Genomic DNA, 22,127 nt, shown 5'->3' on the forward strand with positions numbered 1-22,127 from the left:
ATCGGGCCGAAGAGAATACCCCGCCGCGCGAACACGTCAAACCGCGCCACGCGGCGGGGATCCCTGGTCAGGACCTTGTCACGGTCCCGCACCCTCCGCCCTGAATGTCCCCGCTGCGGTCGTAGGGATCGGTGGCCGGCCCGGAGGGCCGGCTTCCGCCCGCACGGTCGTGCGGGAAGTCCGGGTGCAGGAACCCGCCGGTCGGCTCGCACCGCACGTTCGACCACTCCGCCTTGTACGTGTGCAGCTGCAGCCGCCCCGCGGTGGCCCGCCAGCGCGCCGGGTCCAGCACCGAGAAGGTGATCTGCCGGCGCACGATCGTCCGCTGCACGCTGTGGTCCGCCCTCGCCATCGGGTGCACGAAGGTGTAGTCGGTCACCACCAGCAGCTCGCCGGGGTCCCCCGCCTCCGCGCGCATGCTCCCGCGCACCTTGACCACGTCGCCCACCGGCTGGACCTCGGCGAGGTCGAAGCGGGTGAACAGGATCGCGGGGCTGTTCTCGCCGCCGCCGGGCTGCGCCAGGGAGCGCTCGACGCGCTCGGGAACCTCGGGCTGCCGGGGATCGAGCAGCGCCATCGCGGCCTCCGGACGCTCCCCCCGCTGGGTCCCGGGGTCCAGGTTGGCCGCGACCAGGAACCGCTTGGCCTTCGACAGGGCGTCCGCCACCGCCTCCCGGGACCAGCCGCCGACGGCCGCCGCCTCCGGGACCTCGATGCCGGCGGCGCCATCGGCCCACTGGGCGGCCGGCGAACCCCGGAAGGGCTCCTTCAGGGTCGGACGGTCCGGGTACACGGCATCCGGGGCCGCGGTCGGACGTACGGACTCGCCGGGCAGCGGCGAGGCCCCAGCGGCCGCCTCACGGGCTTCCGTCTTCCCGGTCAGCCGGTCGATGAGCAGCTCCGGCCGTACGACGACCAGCGCCAGGGCCGCGACGCCCACGATTGCGGCGGCGGCCCCGAGGCCCCGCCGGCGCCGCCTGCGGTCCTCCGCCTCCTGCCGGGACGGGCCCGTGCGCCAGCCCGGCGGGTCGCTCGGCGCGGGCCGCCCCCGGCGCCCGAAGGCTCCGCGCCGCCCGGCCGCCGCGGCCCGCTCCTGCTCCTCGCGCCGCAGCCGCTCGGTGACCATCCGCGCCCGCGCCGACGGCTCCTTCGGCGCGTCCGCGCTCTCCCGCGCGACCTGCTCGCCGAACCGCCGCCATTCCTCGTCGGAGATCCCCGATCCCCCGGCGTCCTGCCGCCCCATGCTCCCCACCCCGAACGTCCGTACGTCGATCCGCGCCGGAGCCTCTCACGGCCCCGTCGTCCCATCATTACCGGGGGGTACGACAAGGGCCCCTCCCCCGCCGCCGGAGCGGTGGGAAAGGGGCCCTCGCCTCAAACATGGTGCCCGCTGGTGCGAGCTACCAGGTCAGAACACGAATTACTTCGTGATCTTGGTGACCTGGCCGGCGCCGACGGTGCGACCACCCTCACGGATGGCGAACTTCAGGCCCTCCTCCATGGCGACCGGCTGGATCAGCGCGACCGTCATGTCGGTGTTGTCGCCCGGCATGACCATCTCGGTGCCCTCGGGGAGGGTCACGACGCCGGTCACGTCCGTGGTACGGAAGTAGAACTGCGGGCGGTAGTTGTTGAAGAACGGGGTGTGACGGCCACCCTCGTCCTTCGACAGGATGTACGCGGCGGCCTCGAACTCGGTGTGCGGCGTGACCGAACCGGGCTTGATGATGACCTGGCCGCGCTCGACGTCCTCGCGCTTGATGCCACGCAGGAGCAGACCGACGTTCTCACCGGCCTGGCCCTCGTCGAGCAGCTTGCGGAACATCTCGATGCCGGTGACCGTGGTGGTGGTCTTCTCCTGCTTGATGCCGATGATGTCAACGGTCTCGTTGACCTTCAGGACACCACGCTCGATGCGGCCGGTGACGACGGTGCCACGACCGGTGATCGTGAAGACGTCCTCGACGGGCATCAGGAACGGCTTCTCGGTGTCACGCGGCGGGGTCGGGATGGCCTCGTCCACGGCGTCCATCAGGCCGAGGAGCTTGTCACCCCACTCCTTGTCGCCCTCGAGCGCCTTCAGCGCGGAGACCTGGACGACCGGCAGGTCGTCGCCCGGGAAGTCGTACTCGGAGAGGAGCTCACGGACCTCGAGCTCGACGAGCTCCAGGATCTCCTCGTCGTCCACCATGTCGGCCTTGTTCAGGGCGACGACGATGTACGGAACGCCGACCTGGCGGGCCAGGAGCACGTGCTCCTTGGTCTGCGGCATCGGGCCGTCGGTGGCGGCGACCACGAGGATCGCGCCGTCCATCTGCGCGGCACCGGTGATCATGTTCTTGATGTAGTCAGCGTGACCCGGGCAGTCGACGTGGGCGTAGTGACGCGCCTCGGTCTGGTACTCGACGTGCGCGATGGAGATGGTGATACCGCGCTGGCGCTCCTCAGGAGCCTTGTCGATCTGGTCGAACGCCGACGCCGCGTTCAGGTCCGGGTACTTGTCGTGCAGCACCTTGGTAATGGCGGCCGTGAGGGTCGTCTTACCGTGGTCAATGTGACCGATGGTGCCGATGTTGACGTGCGGCTTAGTCCGCTCGAACTTCGCCTTCGCCACGGGGTCCTCCTGAGAGTGGTTCTGTACGCCTTGAATCGTCGGCGCCAGGTGATCTTTGCTGGAAAGCCGGCTCCCCCGGGGCAACGGGAGGGTTGCTCCTGTTGCCCCAGAGGCTCCGGTGACAAGCCTAAAACGTGAACTCGGAAGAGTTACTCGCCCTTGGCCTTCGCGATGATCTCCTCAGCGACGTTCCGGGGAACCTCGGCGTAGGAGTCGAACTGCATCGAGTAGCTGGCGCGACCCGAGGTCTTGCTGCGGAGGTCGCCGACGTAGCCGAACATCTCCGAGAGCGGCACGAGGCCCCTGACGATCTTGGCTCCGTGACGGTCCTCCATGGCCTGGATCTGGCCACGGCGGGAGTTGATGTCGCCGATGACGTCACCCATGGACTCCTCCGGCGTGGTGACCTCGACGGCCATCATCGGCTCGAGGAGCACGGGAGAAGCCTTGCGCGCGGCCTCCTTGAAGGCCTGCGAACCGGCGATCTTGAAGGCGAGCTCGGAGGAGTCGACCTCGTGGTAGCCACCGTCGAGAAGCGTGACGCGGACGCCAGTCATCTCGTAGCCGGCCAGGATGCCGAACTGCATGGCTTCCTGCGCACCGGCGTCGACCGAAGGGATGTACTCCTTCGGCACGCGGCCACCGGTGACCTTGTTGACGAACTCGTACGCCGGACCATCGGCGTCCGTGATCGGCTCGATCGCGATCTGCACCTTGGCGAACTGACCGGTACCACCGGTCTGCTTCTTGTGGGTGTAGTCGTGACGCTCGACGGCCTTGCGGATCGTCTCGCGGTACGCGACCTGCGGCTTGCCGACGTTGGCGACGACCTTGAACTCGCGCTTCATACGGTCGACCAGCACCTCGAGGTGCAGCTCGCCCATACCGCCGAGGATGGTCTGGCCGGTCTCCTCGTCCGAGTGGACGTGGAACGACGGGTCCTCTTCCGCGAGGCGCTGGATCGCGACGCCCAGCTTCTCCTGGTCACCCTTCGAGGCGGGCTCGATGGCGACCTGGATGACCGGAGCCGGGAAGTCCATGGACTCCAGGATCACGGGGGCCTTGTCGTCGCAAAGCGTCTCACCGGTGGTGGTCTGCTTCAGGCCCATGACGGCGACGATGTCGCCGGCGCCCACCGCGTCGATCTCCTCACGCTTGTTCGCGTGCATGCGGTAGATCTTGCCGATGCGCTCCTTCTTGCCCTTGACGGAGTTCAGCACCGCGGTGCCGGCCTCCAGGCGGCCCGAGTAAACCCGGACGAAGGTGAGCTTGCCGAGGTGCGGGTCGCTCATGATCTTGAACGCGAGCGCGGCGAGGGGCTCCTCGTCCGACGGCTTGCGCTTGACGACGAGCTCGGCGTCCTTGACGTCGTGGCCCTCGATGGCCTCGATGTCGAGCGGCGACGGGAGGTAGCGCACGACGGCGTCGAGCAGGGGCTGGACGCCCTTGTTCTTGAACGCCGTACCGCAGAACACCGCGGTGATCGTGGGCTCGCCCTTGCCCTTGCCGGAGCCGAGGATGATGCGGCGCACGGCCGCGTGCAGCTGCTCCTCGGTGGGCTCGACGCCCTCGAGGAAGAGCTCCATCATCTCTTCGTCGTTCTCGGCGACCTGCTCGACGAGGGTGGCGCGCCACTCCTCGGCCAGCTCGGTGTGCGAGGCCGGGATGTCGACGACGTCGTACATCTCGCCCTTGGTGGCCTCGGCGGACCACACGAGGGCCTTCATCTGGACGAGGTCGACGACACCCTGGAAGTCGGCCTCGGCACCGATCGGGAGCTGCATGACGATCGGAACCGCACCGAGGCGGTCCTTGATCATGTCGACGCAGCGCATGAACTCGGCGCCGGTGCGGTCGAGCTTGTTGACGAAGCAGATGCGCGGCACGCCGTAGCGGTCCGCCTGACGCCAAACGGTCTCGGACTGCGGCTCTACGCCGGCCACACCGTCGAACACGGTGACGGCGCCGTCGAGGACGCGGAGCGAACGCTCCACCTCGACGGTGAAGTCGACGTGACCCGGGGTGTCGATGATGTTGATGGTGTGGTCAACATCTTCGAGCGGCCAGTGGCAGGTGGTGGCGGCAGACGTGATGGTGATACCACGCTCCTGCTCCTGCTCCATCCAGTCCATCGTGGCGGCGCCGTCGTGGACCTCACCGATCTTGTACGACACACCGGTGTAGAACAGGATGCGCTCGGTGGTGGTCGTCTTGCCCGCGTCGATGTGGGCCATGATGCCGATGTTGCGCACCTTGGCCAGGTCAAGCGAAGTGGTAGCCATATCGGCTCAGTCTTCTCTCGGTCTCGATGTGGGTTGGGACTACCAGCGGTAGTGCGCGAAGGCCTTGTTGGACTCGGCCATCTTGTGCGTGTCCTCACGCTTCTTGACGGCAGCGCCAAGACCGTTCGAGGCGTCGAGCAGCTCGTTCATCAGGCGCTCGGTCATGGTCTTCTCGCGGCGGGCGCGGGAGTAACCCACGAGCCAGCGGAGGGCCAGGGTCGACTGGCGACCCGGCTTGACCTCGACGGGGACCTGGTAGGTCGCGCCACCGACACGGCGGGACTTGACCTCGAGGGACGGCTTGACGTTCTCCAGCGCGCGCTTCAGCGTGATGACCGGGTCGTTGCCGGTCTTCTCGCGGAGGCCTTCCATGGCGCCGTAGACGATGCGCTCGGCGGTGGAGCGCTTGCCGTTCAGCAGGATCTTGTTGATGAGCGAGGTCACCAGAGGAGATGCGTAGACCGGGTCGATGATGACCGGGCGCTTCGGGGCGGGGCCCTTACGAGGCATTCTTACTTCTCCTTCTTGGCGCCGTAGCGGCTGCGGGCCTGCTTGCGGTTCTTGACAGCCTGGGTGTCAAGCGCACCGCGGATGATCTTGTAACGAACACCCGGCAGGTCCTTCACACGGCCACCACGCACGAGCACGATCGAGTGCTCCTGCAGGTTGTGTCCCTCACCCGGAATGTAAGCGGTGACCTCGATGCCGGAGGTCAGACGCACACGCGCGACCTTACGGAGCGCCGAGTTCGGCTTCTTCGGGGTGGTCGTGAACACACGCGTGCAGACGCCGCGACGCTGGGGCGAGGCCTCGAGCGCGGGGGTCTTTGTCTTCTCGACCTTGTCCTGCCGGCCCTTACGGACCAGCTGCTGGATCGTAGGCACTACTTCTCCGGTTTCTGTGTGCCGTGTAGTGAAGCTAACCTGGAACTTTGCCGACCCACGCGGTCGGGTGTGTCGGATCCGGCGGACCTCCCCGCAAAGCGCGGAGACGCATGGATCGCGGTGGCCGTTGACTCTCACGTGCGGTTGATGGACACGCACGGGAGCCCAGGCACACCCCAGGCACAAGGTCTGAGCGTACCCACCGCATCCACTCCGGTCAAAACATAAGCCGCCCCGCCACCGCGGCGACGACCGCACAGCTCAGGCGCCGCACGGGCGGGACGGCCCGGGACGGGGCGGGCGCGCGTACCGCGCACCGGCGTGGTAGGGAGGGCGAACTACACTGCCCAGCGAATCCCAGCGAGTCAGTCCAAAACGTACGAGCGCCAGGAGCAGGACATTGGGGACGGTCACACCGCAGCCGACGACGGCGGAGAACCCGCCCCCCGACGGCGGCCGAACCCCCACGTCACGGCGGCGCGCCGCCCTCTCCCGGCTCTACGGGCCCCTGCTCGCCTTCCTCGTCACCTCGGGCGCCTTCTGCGCGGCCTGGGCGGCCCGGGGCACCTTCCCCTTCGGGAACAAGGGCCGGGCCATCAACGACCAGGCCAACCAGTACGTGCCCTTCCACCGCGCCCTGTGGGACCTGGTCCACGGCCAGGCCGCCGGCGACGTGCTGTTCACCTGGCGGGGAGGATTCGGACAACAGTTCCTGTCCGACTACTACACCTACCTGGGCAACCCCTTCTCCTGGCTGGCCGTCCTCGTGCCCCGCGAGCACGTCGACCTGGCCGTCTTCGTGATCACCCCGGTCACCATGGGCACCGCGGCCGCCGTGATGACGGTCTACCTGGGCAAGCTGCACCCGGGCCCGTGGTGGCAGCGCGGGGTGCTCGGGGCCACGTACGGCCTGTGCGGCTGGGCGCTCAGCGACGCCTCGTACATCCCCATGTGGCTCTGGGGCCTGGTGGCCCTCCCCCTGCTCGGCATCGCCGTCGAGTGGTGCCTGGAAGGACGCCGCTGGACGGGTGCGGCGCTGCTGGTCGCCCTCGCCTGGTTCGGGAACTTCTACACCGCCATGATGGCCACGATGGCCGCCTGCGTACTGCTGGCCATCCGCCTGATCACCCTGGACCTGACCGGCGCCCAGCGCCTGCGCGCCCTGTGGCGCGCGGCCACCGCGGCGGGGGTGGGCATCCTCCTCACCCTCCCCCTCCTCCTGCCGTCGTTCCTGTCCAGCGGGGCGGCGCAGCCCACCAAGGCCGGCGCCTTCGACCCGGTCCGCATCGAGATCTTCCTGTCCGGCATGCTCCCGGCCACCCACCTCTGGGGCGGCCGCCCGCGCCTGTACGTGGCCTCGCTGGGCCTGATCCTGGCGGGCAGCTTCCTCCTCAACACCCGCATCGCGGCCCGTACCCGCCTGACGTGGGCGGCGGCCACCCTCCTCGTCCTCGCCTCCTTCCAGTTCCCCCCGACGCAGTACGTGTGGCACGGCCTGGCGGTGCCGAACGGCAACCCGTACCGCGAGGCGTTCGTGTTCAGCGGGATGGTCGTCGTCCTGGCCTGGCTCGCCCTGGCCAACCGCCCCCGCCCCCTCCACCTGGCCCTGTCGGCGGCCCTGCTGCTCGTGGCCACCTTCGTCCTGCGCCACACGAACGACTTCGGCGGCTGGACCTGGCCGGCCGTGCTCGCCGGCGGCGCCGCCTCCCTGCTGGCCCTGCTCCTGCTCACCCAGTCGGGCCGGCACCGGGCCCTGCTCCCCCTGGCGGCCCTCCTGATGGTCGGGGTCGTCTTCGCCGAATCGACGGTCGCCGCGGCCAACGCGGACGCCCGCCGCTCCCGCGAGCGCTGGGCGGCCCCTGTCCCGACCTCGAACCGCTCGATCACGAACCACTTCGACGCGGTCCGGAGCGTGGACGGCTGGCCCGCCTACCGGACGGACTCGGGCGCGCCGCAGACCTCGTACAACGACGCCCTCGCCCTGCAGGCGGAGGGCCCGCAGTACTACAGCAGCTACCTCCCGGAAGCGACCTACCGGGCCCTGGAACCCCTCGGCTACGGCTTCAAGAACGACGGCCGGACCTTCTTCGGCGCCGACAACCCGGTGCTCGACGCGATCTTCTCGATCGGCGCCCGCGTCCACCCGGGCCCCACCCCGGGCAGCTGGACGGCCACCAAGCAGCCCGCCCCGCCCCTGGTGACCCTCCGCACCACCCCGTACACCTCCCCCAACCCCGCGGACTCGGTCTACGCCCACCAGGAGAACGTCCTGGGCGCCACGGTCTACGAGGTCCCCCGCACCACCCGTACGGGCACCCCCACGACCCAGACGTACACGGCCCGGTGCACCCCGGGCTCCGAGGCCTACTGGTACTCCCCCTCCCTCTACGGCACCCTCCGCACCCCGGCCTCCGAGCTCCCCCTCACGGACCGCATGACGGGCGTCGTCCCCCTGGGCCCGGTCCCCGCCTCGGGCGAGGTCACCGCGACGGTGGAGACCCGCACGGAGAACGCCACGGCCGGCGAGCACCCCATCGGCTGCCTGAACCGCGCCGCCCTGGACGCCAGGACCGCCGCCCTGAAGGCCACGGGCGCCACCTCCGTCCGCATCGGCGGCCACACCCTCGAAGCCACCCTCCCCCCGAACACCACCGGCACCGCGGTCCTCGCCGTCACCAACATCCCCGGCTGGCAGTGCTCGGCCCCGATCCGCGACTTCCACGGCCTGCTCGCCCTCCCGGTCACCCCGAGCACCCGCAACCTCTCCTGCACCTTCACCCCGAAGGGCCTCCCCCCGGGCCTCGCAGCCGCCGCCCTGGCCCTCCTCACCCTGGCGTCGGTCACGACGGCCGCCTACTTCAGGCGCCGCCGCCAAATCCGCTGATCCACCGCCGCGCGTCCCCGGTGGCCAGTACATTGACCGCCCTGACGACCAGGGGGCGCGCATGGGAGCGGAGCACGTGGCGGGCGGCGGAGGACTGGACGACCGGGTCCCCTTCCTGGCCCGCCTGGAGGACGAGGAAGGCGCCGCGTTACGGGCACTGGGCCGCGAGCTGCGGTTCGCGCCCCGGACGCACCTCATCCACCAGAACGAGCCCGCCGCCCACGTCCTGCTGATCCTCGACGGCTGGACCAAGGTCACCAGCGCCGCCGCCAACGGCAAGGAGGCCCTGCTCGCCCTGCGGGGGCCGGGCGACATCATCGGCGAGTCCGCCGCTCTCACGGGACGGGCCCGCTCCGCCACCGTGACCGCGCTCGAACCGGTTCGCGCCGTGGCCGTCGACCCCGGGCACTTCCGCGCCTTCCTCGCCCATGTCCCCTCCGCAGCCTTCCAGCTCCTGGCCCTCACCTCGGACCGCGCCCGGGCCGGCGACCAGAGGCGGCTGGAGTTCGCTTCGCTGAGCGTGCGCGAGCGCCTGGCGGTCCTGCTCCAGGACCTGGTCCGGACGCACGGCCGGCGCACGGAGGACGGGATCGAGATCACCGTCCCCCTCAGCAAGCAGGAGATCGCCGGAGCCGTCGGAGCCTCCCGCGAAATGGTCCAGCGCGAACTCAAGAGCCTGCGCGACCGCGGGGTCGTCATCACGGGACGCCGCACGACGTTGATCGCACGGCCGGACGTACTGCGCCGGATCGCGCAGGCGCAGGGCGAAAGCTGAGCCGTCCCGTTCAGTGCAGGCCGTCACACTCCGAGTGCGTCATCCGCCCTCTCCACGGTGCGCCCGCCTGCGCCAGTCTCCTGTCATCCCCGGGTGTCACCGCAGGAAACCACCACGAGAGGCGATCATGAGCAACCCACTGCCGCGGAACTTCCTCCTCGTCGACACGGAGCGGTTCAGTGACCGTGACGACGTCCAGCAGACCTACCTGCGCCGGATGCTGTACGACGTCGTCGACCGGACCCTGCAGGCCGCCGGGGTCGACCGGACGTTACGGCTGCGCGCCGACCGGGGCGACTCGGTCATGGAGCTGATCGACCCGCACGTCCCCTTGAACGTCCTGCTCCGCACGCTGCTGACGGAGGTCCCCGCCCAGCTCCGCGCGATCAACCGATTGGCGGCCAGCTCGGCGCAGCTCCGGCTGCGGGTGGTGCTCGCGAGCGGCATGGTGATGATCGACGAACACGAGGGCTGGGTGGGCACCGACCTCAACGAAGCCTGTCGGCTCCTGGACGGCGAACCGCTGCGGGCTGCGCTCCGCGAGCGGACGGACGACTACGCCCTCTGCGTCTCCCCCTCGGTCCACAGCGGGATCGTGCGGCACAACCATCCGGGCATCCCCGCGGAGGAGTTCCACGAGGTCACCGTGGCCAGCAAGAACGGCCCGCTCCAGGCCTGGCTGCACGGACCCCTGCCGACGGGGGCGGCCGCCGAACCCGCGGCGGCCCCCGCACCGGAGGCCCCGCGCGGACCCGGACGAGCGGGAGAAGGGGCGGAGTCCGGCGGAGAGGGCCGACCGGACCCCGCCCTCATCCGCTTCCAGGGCGTCAACAACGGAATCCTCGCCGGCCACATCGACGGCAACGCCGTCCGGGCCGATGTCGTCCACGGCGACATCATCTTCGGTGACCGCCGGTGAGCGATCAGCCGGACCGGTCGGCGGACCCCGCCGAGGAGCCCGAGTCCGCGGCAGCGGAAGACGGGGGTACGGCCGAGCAGCAGAAGAAGACCGAGGAGGAGGCCCAGCAGCCGTGGGCCACCCGTCGTGAGCTGCACGCACACGCACCGAAGTCGATGGCGTTCGACGGCACCAACCACGGCGTCGTGGCCGAGCGGATCTTCGGCAACGTCACCACCGAGATCCACTACAGCTTCGGCGGACTCGGCAGCGGCGCCCCCGCATCGGGGGAGATCCCGCCTCCCTACCTTGACCGGCTGGCTGGCGTCTTCGTCGACGAGGGCACCCGATTCGCGCAGCTACGCGACCGCCTCCTGAAGGAGCAGGTCCTCGTCCTCACGGGCACCCCCTTCACCGGACGTCGGGCCGCCGCCCTGATGCTCCTCCGCTCCGTGGGCGCCACACCGGTGCACGCCCTGGACGGCACCACGACCCCGGGCAGGCTGGCGAGCCTGTTCGACACGCCCGGCAAGGCAGTCGGCTACGTGCTGTGCGACCTGAACACCAGCCGCGACGACCCCCTGCGCGAATCCCAGTTCAACGCCCTCCGCGACCTGATGCACGAACGGAAGACCCACCTGGTGATCACCACCGGTGTGGGTTCGTACCTGGAGGATGCCGTCCGCCCGGAAGAGTGGGAGCCTCCAGGCCAGAGTGCGGTGCTGGCCGCCTGGCTCTCCGTGGACGTCGGAGCCGAAGCTGCCTCCCGGCTGCTCGCCCTTCCTGCGGTCGACGAGTTCCTCTCCCGCGACCACCAGCTCCGCGAGGTCGTCGGATACGCGACCGAGTTGCGCCAGTACGCAGTGGGTCAGCGCGGCGCGGACGAACTGGCCGACTACTCACTGCGCGCGCTGAAACAGCAGGTGCGCGAGTGGTTCGCGGAGCCCGAGGAGATCATCCACCTGCGGGAGAAGGCCTTCCTCATCGCCCTGGCCGCCTTCGACGGGGGCCCGTACGCCCTGACGGCAGAGCTCAGCGACCTGCTGTACTCCCAGCTCCAGCGCGTCGGCGACCCCAAGCGCTACGAAGCCATCCCCGTCTTCAGCACCCACATCGGCAAACGGCTCCAGCTCGCCCGGGCGGACACGTACGCCGAGCACGAGGACACCGAGTGGGGCGAGGTCACCCAGCTCAAGGCGGCCTTTCGCGACGACCGGACGGCCCTCGTCCTGCTGCCGGAGGTGTGGACCGGCCATCCCGCCGCCCGGCCCGCCCTGGTGAAGTGGCTGAACGAGTTGGCGGACGACGGCCGGCCCCTGGTGCGCACCCGCGCCGCGGCCACCGCCGCCGTACTCGCACACACGGACCTGCCGTCCGCCATGGCCCTGATCATCGAGCCCTGGGCCCGCTCGGAGAGGGCTCGGAGACGGACGACGGCCGTCAGCGCCCTCACCCTCGCCCACCAGATCGACGCGCCCAACATCCCCCGCATCGTCGACGCCTGGAGCGCGGACGCCGACGACCCCCGCCCCTGCTGGGTCGCGGTGCGGGCGCAGGGGCTCATCGGGACCGAGCGCCCGCAGGCCGCCCTGGCCGCCCTCCGTGCACAGGCACACCGGCAGCACGGCAAGACGAAGCCCGACCAGCAGGTGCACGACGAACTCCCGAAATCCGTCGCCCTCCTCCTGCTGTCGCCCGAAGCGGACACCGTCCTCGCCGAGCTGCTGCGGACCCTCCCCGACCACCGGTCGGCCCACGAACTCGCCGTGCGCGGCTTCCTCACCGCCTGCAGCCGGCGGGACGAGGAGGCCGGGCACGGCCGCCCGCTCGTCCTCGACTGGTACGCGCGCGCCGACCACGACGACACCACGACGGCGCCCGCGATCGTGCGGCTCCTGCGCGAGGCCCTCGACGACCGGACCCATACGGAGGACGCCGAGCAGGTGCTGCGCGGCTGGATCCGGGCCGCCGACCAGGACGAGAAGACGGAATGGGCACTGGCCTCGCTGCTGACCAGGCTGGCCGCGACCCCCCGCGAGACCTCCCGCCTGACCTACCTGCTGCGCAATCCGCAGGGCGTGGACGGCGGCCCGTATCCCGAGGTCGCCACCCGTCTGCGCATCGCGCTCACCCGCCCCACGCCCGCCTGAAGGGAAGGCCCGCACGATGTACGACTACGACCAGCACGCCCGACGCCACACCAAGCTGACCGACCCCGTCGTCACGGTCCGGCAGATCGGCCGCTTCGAGTTCGGCGGCCGGGCGGCGACCCGCATCGACCACGCCCTGGTCTACGCGACGCCGAAGGGCACCTACGTGACGTACCTGCCCCCGAACCGGCCGCGCCCCAGCACCGCGCGCCTCTACACCGCCGTGTACGAGGTCGACATGGGGTCGCACCCCGTCAGCGCGGAGATCCCGCTGCCCAGCGACAACGACGCCCACGAGTTCACGGCGGCCGTCGAGCTCGCCTGGCAGGTCACCGACCCGGCCGGGTACGTCCGGAGCGGCTGCCGTGACGTCCCCCGGCTCCTGCTCGGCGAGCTGGAACAGTCCTGCCGCCCGGTGACCCGCGGCTTCCACATCACCCGCAGCGCGGCCGCCGAGGAAGAACTGCTCGCCACGGTACACGTCGGCAAGCCACTGGGTGAGAGCGTCGGGCTCCGCGTCGACTGGACGGTACGCCTGCGCCGCGACGCCGACAACATCGAGCACGAGCGTCGTCTCCAGGCGGCCCGTCACGAACTCGAGCTCCAGCGGTACGAGGCCCAGAAGATCGCCTTCTACCAGCAGCACTTCGCCCGGGGCGGCGTTCAGGCCTGGGCCCTGCACCTGGCCCGGCACCCCGAGGACACCCGGCTCGCACTGGACAGCATGGAGAAGCACCACCTCGCGCTCCTCCGCGCACAGCTCGACCAGGTCAAGACGCTGCTGGGCGGGGACGGCGGTGAGGCCCACGAGCTGGACCGCACCCGGCAGCTCATGATCGAGCAGATCAACGAGGCCCTCGCGCCCCACCCCCCTGCCACGCTCCCCACGCCGGAGCTCCCCGAGCTGCCGCCCGGTTACGGGCGCCGCCCCCATCCGCCCGTCGAACCGGAGCGGGCGCCGTGAGCAAGCCCGCCGAGCCGCCGGGTCCCCCGCCCGAGTACCCCCGGTACCCGGAGGCCCCTGCTCCCGCGCCCGCGTACGTCCCCTCCCAGGCCCAGCCTGAACATGACGACCTCGGCTACCGCCATCCACCGGGCACCCGCGTCCACTACCGCGCCCGGCAGCGGACCACCGACGCCACCGCCCTCGGCCGGCTGGCCCTGCACCTGCCCGGATTCCTGACGAGCCTGCTCGTCGTCCTGGGTACGGCCACGCTGGTGGAAGCCTGGCTCGGGCTGCCCGCCTGGGTGCCGACGGTGCTGTGGCTCGTATCCGGGGCCCTCACGTTCCACCGCCCCAGCGAGCGGTTCCTGGCCCGCCATCTGCTCCGGCTCCAGCACCCGCTCCCTTCCGAGCTGGACGTGCTCGCCCCCGTGTGGCGCGAGGTCACCGCCCGTGCCGGGGTGGACGGCAGCCGCTACGAGCTGTGGATCGAGGACAGCGACGGCCTGAACGCCCTCGCCGCCGCGGGTCACATCGTCGCCGTCACCCGGCGCGCCCTGGAGCGGCTGCCCGAGGCCCAGCTGGCCGCCGTACTCGCCCATGAGCTGGGCCACCACACCGCCGGCCACGCGTGGACGGGGCTTCTCAGCTGGTGGTACGCGCTCCCGGGCCGGCTGGCCTGGCTCGGCCTGGCCGCGGGCGCGGTCAGGCTGATCCGCATCGCGAGCGGCTTCTCGTACCTGGCCGCAGGCATCCTGATCGCCTTCTTCGGGTGGATCACCTTCGCCACCCTGACCCTGACCTACGGCCTGCCGTTGCTCCTGCTCGCGCTGCCCTACTTGACCGCCGCCGTCGGACGCCGCGCCGAACTCCGCGCCGACCGGCACGCGGCCGCACTGGGCTTCGCCCCGATGCTGTCCCGGATGCTGCACGACGTACTGGCCGAGGAGACCGCGGCCCCCGCCGATGACGGTGTCCTGTCACGGCTGCTCTCCACCCACCCCGACCACCGCACCCGCCTCCACCACCTCCAGCGATATCTGGAGCTCCGGGGCTAGGAACGCCGCAGGGCGGCCACCCTCTCGGGTGACCGCCCTGCGGTTACTGCTCGTGTCCGACTCAGCCGTTGTACGGGCCGTAGTCGTAGTCCTCCAGCGGGACAGCCTGGCCGGAGCCGGTGCCGAAGGGCGAGTAGTCGATGTCGTCGTAGCCGACGGCCGAGTACATCGCGGCCTTGGCCTCCTCGGTCGGCTCGACCCGGATGTTGCGGTAGCGGGACAGACCCGTACCGGCCGGGATGAGCTTACCGATGATGACGTTCTCCTTGAGGCCGATGAGGCTGTCGGACTTGGCGTTGATCGCCGCGTCCGTCAGGACTCGGGTCGTCTCCTGGAAGGAGGCGGCCGACAGCCAGGATTCCGTCGCCAGCGAGGCCTTGGTGATACCCATCAGCTGCGGACGGCCGGAGGCGGGGTGACCGCCCTCGGTGACCACGCGACGGTTCTCGGTCTCGAACTTCGAGCGCTCGACGAGCTCGCCCGGCAGGAGCTCCGCGTCGCCGGACTCGATGATCGTCACGCGGCGCAGCATCTGCCGGATGATGATCTCGATGTGCTTGTCGTGGATCGACACGCCCTGCGAGTTGTAGACCTTCTGGACTTCGCCGACCAGGTGGACCTGGACGGCACGCTGGCCGAGGATGCGCAGCACGTCGTGCGGGTTGGTGGCACCCATGGTGAGCTTCTGGCCCACCTCGACGTGGTCGCCCTCGTGCACGATGACCTTGGCGCGCTTGGAGATCGGGAAGGCCGTCTCCTCGCTGCCGTCGTCGGGCGTGATGACGATCTTCTTCGTCTTCTCGGTCTCCTCGATCCGCACGCGGCCGGCGGCCTCGGAGATCGGGGCGACACCCTTCGGGGTACGGGCCTCGAAGAGCTCGACGACACGCGGCAGACCCTGCGTGATGTCGTCACCGGCCACACCACCGGTGTGGAAGGTACGCATCGTCAGCTGGGTACCGGGCTCACCGATGGACTGGGCGGCGATGATGCCGACCGCCTCGCCGATGTCGACGAGCTTGCCGGTGGCCAGCGAGCGGCCGTAGCAGAAGGCACAGGTGCCGACCGCGGACTCGCAGGTCAGGACCGAGCGGGTCTTGACCTCCTCGACGCCGTTCGCGATGAGGGCGTCGATGAGCACGTCGCCGAGGTCCACGTTCGCCGGCGCGATGACCTTGCCGTCGATGACGACGTCCTCGGCCAGCATGCGGGCGTACACGGAGGTCTCGACGTCGTCCGCCTTGCGGAGGACACCCGCCTCGTCCTTGACACCGATCTTGAGCTTGAGGCCGCGCTCGGTGCCGCAGTCCTCCTCGCGGATGATGACGTCCTGCGAGACGTCCACCAGACGACGGGTGAGGTAACCCGAGTCGGCGGTACGCAGGGCGGTGTCCGCCAGACCCTTACGGGCACCGTGCGTGGAGATGAAGTACTCCAGAACGGTGAGGCCCTCACGGAAGGACGCCTTGATCGGACGCGGGATGGTCTCGTTCTTCGCGTTCGACACCAGACCACGCATACCGGCGATCTGTCGCATCTGCATCATGTTTCCTCGGGCACCCGAGTCAACCATCATGAAGATGGGGTTCGTCTTGGGGAAGTTCGCGTTCATCGCCTCGGCAACCTCGTTGGTCGCCTTGGTCCAGATCGCGATGAGCTCCTGCGTGCGCTCGTCCTTGGTGATCAGACCGCGCTCGTACTGCTTCTGGACCTTCTCGTCCTGAGCTTCGTAGCCCGCGACGATGGCCTTCTTGGCCTCGGGCACGACGACGTCGGAGATGGCCACGGTGACGCCCGAACGGGTCGCCCAGTGGAAGCCGGCCGCCTTCAGGTTGTCGAGCGTCGCCGCCACGATGACCTTGGGGTAGCGCTCCGCCAGGTCGTTGACGATCTCGGAGAGCTGCTTCTTGCCCACCGAGTAGTCGACGAACGGGTAGTCCTCGGGCAGCAGCTCGTTGAAGAGCGCGCGGCCCAGGGTCGTCTTCAGACGGAAGCTGTCGCCCGGCTGGAACTCCTGCTCGCCCTCTTCGGCGACCGGCGCGACCCAGCCGCGCGGCGGGATGGTGCCCACCGGGAAGCGGATGTCGACGGACGACTGCAGCGCGAGCTCGCCGGCGTCGAACGCCATGATCGCCTCGGCGGTCGAGCCGAACGCGCGGCCCTCGCCCTTGACGTCACGGAGCTCACCGTCGGTGGTCAGGAAGAACAGACCCAGGACCATGTCCTGCGTCGGCATCGTGACCGGACGGCCGTCGGCCGGCTTGAGGATGTTGTTCGAGGACAGCATCAGGATGCGGGCCTCGGCCTGCGCCTCCGCGGAGAGCGGCAGGTGGACGGCCATCTGGTCACCGTCGAAGTCCGCGTTGAACGCGGTGCAGACGAGCGGGTGGATCTGGATGGCCTTGCCTTCGACCAGCTGGGGCTCGAAGGCCTGGATGCCGAGACGGTGCAGCGTGGGCGCACGGTTCAGCAGGACCGGGTGCTCGGCGATGACCTCTTCGAGGACGTCGTACACGACCGTGCGGCCGCGCTCGACCATGCGCTTCGCGCTCTTGATGTTCTGCGCGTGGTTCAGGTCGACCAGGCGCTTCATCACGAACGGCTTGAAGAGCTCCAGCGCCATGGCCTTGGGCAGACCACACTGGTGCAGCTTCAGCTGCGGACCGACGACGATCACGGAACGCGCGGAGTAGTCCACGCGCTTGCCGAGGAGGTTCTGACGGAATCGACCCTGCTTGCCCTTCAGCATGTCGCTGAGGGACTTCAGGGGACGGTTGCCGGGACCGGTGACCGGGCGACCACGACGACCGTTGTCGAAGAGGGCGTCCACGGCCTCCTGGAGCATGCGCTTCTCGTTGTTCACGATGATCTCGGGGGCACCGAGGTCGAGAAGGCGCTTCAGGCGGTTGTTGCGGTTGATCACGCGGCGGTACAGGTCGTTCAGGTCGGAGGTCGCGAAGCGGCCACCGTCCAGCTGCACCATCGGACGCAGGTCCGGCGGGATGACCGGGACGCAGTCCAGGACCATGCCCTTGGGGCTGTTGCTGGTCTGCAGGAACGCGGAGACGACCTTGAGGCGCTTGAGCGCACGGGTCTTCTTCTGGCCCTTGCCGGTACGGATGATCTCGCGGAGGCGCTCGGCCTCCTCCTCCAGGTCGAAGGACTCCAGGCGCTTCTGCAGGGCAGCCGCACCCATGGAACCGTCGAAGTACGTGCCGAAGCGGTCACGCAGCTCGCGGTAGAGGAGCTCGTCGCCCTCCAGGTCCTGAACCTTGAGGTTCTTGAAGCGGTTCCACACCTCGTCGAGGCGGTCGATCTCGCGCTGGGCGCGGTCGCGGAGCTGCTTCATCTCGCGCTCGGCGCCTTCGCGCACCTTGCGGCGCACGTCGGCCTTGGCGCCCTCGGCCTCCAGCTCGGCCAGGTCGCTCTCGAGCTTCTTGGCACGGGCTTCGAGGTCCGCGTCACGGCGGTTCTCGATCTGCTGGCGCTCGACGGAGACGTGGGCCTCCAGCGACGGCAGGTCGCGCTGACGGCGCTCGTCGTCGACGAACGTGATCATGTACGCGGCGAAGTAGATGACCTTCTCGAGGTCCTTCGGCGCGAGGTCCAGCAGGTAGCCCAGGCGCGACGGGACGCCCTTGAAGTACCAGATGTGGGTGACGGGAGCGGCGAGCTCGATGTGGCCCATGCGCTCACGGCGCACCTTGGCGCGCGTGACCTCGACGCCACAGCGCTCACAGATGATGCCCTTGAAGCGGACACGCTTGTACTTGCCGCAGTAGCACTCCCAGTCCCGGGTAGGACCGAAGATCTTCTCGCAGAAGAGTCCGTCCTTCTCGGGCTTGAGGGTGCGGTAGTTGATGGTCTCCGGCTTCTTGACCTCGCCGTGCGACCAGGTTCGGATGTCGTCCGCGGTGGCAAGGCCGATCCGCAGCTCGTCGAAGAAGTTGACGTCGAGCACTGTGCGTCAATCCCTCTTTCGGGGTCGAGTCTCAATCATGGTCTGAACGGTCCCGGGGCGGCCGGGGGATCGATCGGATCCCCCGGCCAGGCCCGTCAGACCTCTTCGACGCTGCTCGGCTCGCGCCGGGACAGGTCGATACCGAGCTCCTCCGCCGCGCGGAAGACGTCCTCGTCGGTGTCGCGCATCTCGATGGACATGCCGTCCGAGGACAGCACCTCCACGTTGAGGCAGAGCGACTGCATTTCCTTGATGAGCACCTTGAAGGACTCGGGAATGCCCGGCTCGGGGATGTTCTCGCCCTTGACGATGGCCTCGTAGACCTTCACGCGGCCGGTCACGTCGTCGGACTTGATCGTCAGGAGTTCCTGGAGCGCGTAGGCGGCGCCGTACGCCTCAAGTGCCCACACCTCCATCTCACCGAAGCGCTGACCACCGAACTGCGCCTTACCACCCAGCGGCTGCTGCGTGATCATCGAGTACGGACCGGTCGAACGGGCGTGGAGCTTGTCGTCGACCAGGTGGTGCAGCTTGAGGATGTACATGTACCCGACCGAGATCGGGTCCGGGAACGGCTCGCCGGAGCGGCCGTCGAACAGACGCGCCTTACCGGTCGGGAGCACCATGCGCTCGCCGTCGCGGTTCGGGATCGTGTGCTGGAGCAGGCCGGCCAGCTCGTCCTCACGCGCACCGTCGAAGACGGGGGTGGCGACGTTGGTGCCGGGGGCGACCTGGTCGGCGCCGATCGCCTGGAGGCGCTGCGCCCACTCGTCCGCGAGGCCGGAGACGTCCCAGCCGCGGCTGGCGAGCCAGCCGAGGTGGATCTCCAGGACCTGTCCCGGGTTCATTCGGGACGGGACACCCAGCGGGTTCAGGATGATGTCGACCGGAGTTCCGTCCTCGAGGAACGGCATGTCCTCGATCGGAAGGATCTTCGAGATAACACCCTTGTTGCCGTGACGGCCGGCGAGCTTGTCGCCGTCGGTGATCTTGCGCTTCTGGGCCACGTAGACGCGGACCAGCTGGTTCACGCCCGGAGGAAGCTCGTCGCCCTCCTCGCGGTCGAAGACGCGGACGCCGATGACCTTGCCGATCTCACCGTGAGGGACCTTGAGCGAGGTGTCACGCACCTCGCGGGCCTTCTCACCGAAGATCGCGCGGAGCAGGCGCTCCTCGGGGGTCAGCTCGGTCTCACCCTTGGGCGTGACCTTGCCGACGAGGATGTCGCCGGCGACGACGTCCGCACCGATGCGGATGATGCCGCGCTCGTCGAGGTCGGCGAGGACCTCCTCGGAGACGTTCGGGATGTCCCGGGTGATCTCCTCGGGGCCCAGCTTGGTGTCACGGGCGTCGACCTCGTGCTCCTCGATGTGGATCGAGGAGAGGACGTCGTCCTGCACGAGGCGCTGCGACAGGATGATCGCGTCCTCGTAGTTGTGGCCTTCCCACGGCATGAACGCGACGAGCAGGTTCTTGCCGAGGGCCATTTCGCCCTCTTCGGTCGCGGGACCGTCGGCGAGGACCTGGGCCTCGATGATGCGGTCACCCTCGTTGACGATGACCTTCTGGTTGACCGAGGTGCCCTGGTTCGAGCGGGAGAACTTGGCGACGCGGTACGTGGTGTACGTGCCGTCGTCGTTGGCGACGGTGATGTAGTCGGCCGAGACCTCCTGGACGACACCGTCCTTCTCCGCCTTGATCGAGTCGCCGGCGTCGACCGCACAGCGGTACTCCATGCCGGTGCCGACGAGCGGGGCCTCCGCCTTGATGAGCGGGACGGCCTGGCGCATCATGTTCGCGCCCATGAGGGCGCGGTTGGCGTCGTCGTGCTCGAGGAAGGGGATCATCGCGGTGGCGACGGACACCATCTGGCGCGGCGAGACGTCCATGTAGTCCACGTCGGACGGCTCGACGTAGTCGACCTCGCCGCCACGCTTGCGGACCAGGACGCGGTTCTCGGTGAAGCGCAGCTCGTCGTCCAGGCGGGCGTTCGCCTGGGCGATGACGAAGCGGTCTTCCTCGTCGGCGGTGACGTAGTCGACCTCGTCGGTCACGGCGCCGTCGACGACCTTGCGGTACGGGGTCTCGATGAAACCGAACGCGTTGACGCGGCCGTAGGACGCGAGCGAGCCGATCAGACCGATGTTCGGGCCTTCGGGGGTCTCGATCGGACACATGCGGCCGTAGTGCGACGGGTGCACGTCACGGACCTCGAAGCCGGCCCGCTCACGGGAGAGACCGCCGGGACCCAGCGCCGAGAGACGACGCTTGTGCGTCAGACCCGACAGCGGGTTGTTCTGGTCCATGAACTGCGACAGCTGGCTGGTGCCGAAGAACTCCTTGATGGAGGCGACGACCGGCCGGATGTTGATCAGGGTCTGCGGCGTGATCGCCTCGACGTCCTGGGTGGTCATGCGCTCGCGCACGACGCGCTCCATACGGGCCAGACCCGTACGGACCTGGTTCTGGATGAGCTCGCCGACGTTGCGCAGACGACGGTTGCCGAAGTGGTCGATGTCGTCGGTCTCGACGACGATCGAACGGCCCGACTCACCGATGGTCTCGGTCTCGCCCGCGTGGAGCTTGACGAGGTACTTGATCGTCGCGATCACGTCGTCGGTGGTGAGCACACCGGCGTCGAGCGGCTCGTCGGCGCCGAGCTTCTTGTTCACCTTGTAGCGGCCGACCTTCGCGAGGTCGTAGCGCTTCGGGTTGAAGTAGAGGTTCTCGAGCAGCGTCTGAGCGGCCTCGCGGGTCGGCGGCTCGCCCGGGCGCAGCTTGCGGTAGATGTCGAGCAGCGCGTCGTCCTGGCCCTGGGTGTGGTCCTTCTCCAGGGTGGCGCGCATGGACTCGTACTCGCCGAACTCCTCGAGGATCTGCTCGGTGGTCCAGCCGAGCGCCTTCAGGAGGACGGTGACGGACTGCTTGCGCTTGCGGTCGATGCGGACGCCGACCATGTCGCGCTTGTCGACCTCCATCTCCAGCCAGGCACCCCGGGACGGGATGATCTTGGCGGAGAAGATGTCCTTGTCGGACGTCTTGTCGATGGAGGAGTCGAAGTAGACACCCGGGGAACGGACGAGCTGCGACACGACGACGCGCTCGGTGCCGTTGATGACGAAGGTGCCCTTGTTGGTCATGAGCGGGAAGTCGCCCATGAAGACCGTCTGAGACTTGATCTCACCGGTCTCGTTGTTCGTGAACTCGGCCGTGACGAAGAGCGGCGCCGCGTACGTGAAGTCGCGCTCCTTGCACTCGTCGACGGAGTTCTTCGCCGGCTCGAACCGGTGGTCGCGGAACGTCAGCGACATCGACCCGGAGAAGTCCTCGATCGGCGAGATCTCCTCGAAGATCTCTTCCAGACCGGACTTGGTGGGGACGTCCTGTCCACTCTCAAGCGCCGACTCGACGCGGGACTTCCAGGCGGCGTTGCCGAGCAGCCAGTCAAAGCTCTCGGTCTGCAGCGCCAGGAGGTTCGGAACCTCGAGGGGCTCCTTGATCTTTGCAAAGGAGATGCGCAGCGGGGCGGTGCTGGCACCGTTGTTCGTATTGGTCGAGGCGTTGCGCGAGGCGGCCAAGAGGGGGTCCTTCCGAGGGCTCGGACTCACTACGCGCGTACCGGTCCCAGCCGACACAGGAGACAAGGTGCTCCGGATCTGGCGAAAAGACCAGGTCAGA

The 22,127-nt window shown here is 69.1% G+C and carries 13 protein-coding genes; 6 read left to right on the plus strand and 7 right to left on the minus strand.

Annotation, left to right across the window (positions count from 1 at the left end):
- Nucleotides 1-67: 67 nt before the first annotated feature.
- The 5 genes from ACQKM2_RS11095 to rpsL all read right to left on the minus strand — a co-directional run bounded on the left by ACQKM2_RS11095 (nt 68) and on the right by rpsL (nt 5,780).
- Nucleotides 68-1,243, minus strand: a complete 1,176-nt coding sequence (locus ACQKM2_RS11095; RefSeq protein ID WP_427708473.1) for a hypothetical protein — start codon at nt 1,241-1,243, stop codon at nt 68-70.
- Nucleotides 1,244-1,420: 177 nt separating this feature from the next.
- Nucleotides 1,421-2,614 carry an elongation factor Tu gene (tuf, locus tag ACQKM2_RS11100; RefSeq protein ID WP_427708474.1) on the minus strand — a complete coding sequence of 398 codons (1,194 nt, stop codon included), beginning with the start codon at nt 2,612-2,614 and terminating at the stop codon, nt 1,421-1,423.
- Nucleotides 2,615-2,763: 149 nt separating this feature from the next.
- Nucleotides 2,764-4,896, minus strand: a complete 2,133-nt coding sequence (gene fusA, locus ACQKM2_RS11105) for an elongation factor G (RefSeq protein ID WP_427708475.1) — start codon at nt 4,894-4,896, stop codon at nt 2,764-2,766.
- Nucleotides 4,897-4,935: 39 nt separating this feature from the next.
- Nucleotides 4,936-5,406, minus strand: a complete 471-nt coding sequence (gene rpsG, locus ACQKM2_RS11110; protein WP_007265894.1) for a 30S ribosomal protein S7 — start codon at nt 5,404-5,406, stop codon at nt 4,936-4,938.
- A 2-nt stretch (nt 5,407-5,408) separates the two neighbouring features.
- Nucleotides 5,409-5,780, minus strand: coding sequence for a 30S ribosomal protein S12 (gene rpsL, locus ACQKM2_RS11115; protein ID WP_007265893.1), 372 nt, complete (start codon nt 5,778-5,780; stop codon nt 5,409-5,411).
- A 400-nt stretch (nt 5,781-6,180) separates the two neighbouring features.
- Between rpsL and ACQKM2_RS11120 the strand changes: the two genes are divergently transcribed.
- The 6 genes from ACQKM2_RS11120 to ACQKM2_RS11145 all read left to right on the plus strand — a co-directional run bounded on the left by ACQKM2_RS11120 (nt 6,181) and on the right by ACQKM2_RS11145 (nt 14,488).
- Nucleotides 6,181-8,664, plus strand: coding sequence for a YfhO family protein (locus ACQKM2_RS11120; protein WP_427708476.1), 2,484 nt, complete (start codon nt 6,181-6,183; stop codon nt 8,662-8,664).
- 61 nt (nt 8,665-8,725) lie between these two features.
- Nucleotides 8,726-9,439: a Crp/Fnr family transcriptional regulator gene (locus tag ACQKM2_RS11125; protein ID WP_427708477.1), complete on the plus strand. Its 714-nt coding sequence runs from the start codon at nt 8,726-8,728 to the stop codon at nt 9,437-9,439.
- A gap of 127 nt (nt 9,440-9,566) precedes the next feature.
- On the plus strand, nt 9,567-10,358 hold the full coding sequence (locus tag ACQKM2_RS11130; protein WP_427708478.1) for a hypothetical protein: 792 nt from the start codon (nt 9,567-9,569) through the stop codon (nt 10,356-10,358).
- Nucleotides 10,355-12,487, plus strand: coding sequence for a hypothetical protein (locus tag ACQKM2_RS11135; protein ID WP_427708479.1), 2,133 nt, complete (start codon nt 10,355-10,357; stop codon nt 12,485-12,487). Before ACQKM2_RS11130 ends, ACQKM2_RS11135 begins: the two co-directional genes overlap by 4 nt.
- A 16-nt stretch (nt 12,488-12,503) precedes the next feature.
- On the plus strand, nt 12,504-13,451 hold the full coding sequence (locus ACQKM2_RS11140) for a hypothetical protein (RefSeq protein WP_427708480.1): 948 nt from the start codon (nt 12,504-12,506) through the stop codon (nt 13,449-13,451).
- Nucleotides 13,448-14,488, plus strand: a complete 1,041-nt coding sequence (locus tag ACQKM2_RS11145) for a M48 family metalloprotease (protein ID WP_427708481.1) — start codon at nt 13,448-13,450, stop codon at nt 14,486-14,488. Before ACQKM2_RS11140 ends, ACQKM2_RS11145 begins: the two co-directional genes overlap by 4 nt.
- 61 nt (nt 14,489-14,549) lie before the next feature.
- On the opposite strand, the gene ACQKM2_RS11150 is transcribed toward ACQKM2_RS11145, so the two are convergent.
- Nucleotides 14,550-18,449: a DNA-directed RNA polymerase subunit beta' gene (locus ACQKM2_RS11150; protein WP_427708482.1), complete on the minus strand. Its 3,900-nt coding sequence runs from the start codon at nt 18,447-18,449 to the stop codon at nt 14,550-14,552.
- Between the two features lie 95 nt (nt 18,450-18,544).
- Complete coding sequence (gene rpoB, locus ACQKM2_RS11155; RefSeq protein ID WP_427708483.1) at nt 18,545-22,027, minus strand: DNA-directed RNA polymerase subunit beta; 3,483 nt, start codon at nt 22,025-22,027, stop codon at nt 18,545-18,547.
- Nucleotides 22,028-22,127 lie beyond the last annotated feature (100 nt).

Origin of the sequence: Streptomyces sp. NPDC004126 (assembly GCF_050275515.1) — a bacterium.
GTDB lineage: Bacteria > Actinomycetota > Actinomycetes > Streptomycetales > Streptomycetaceae > Streptomyces.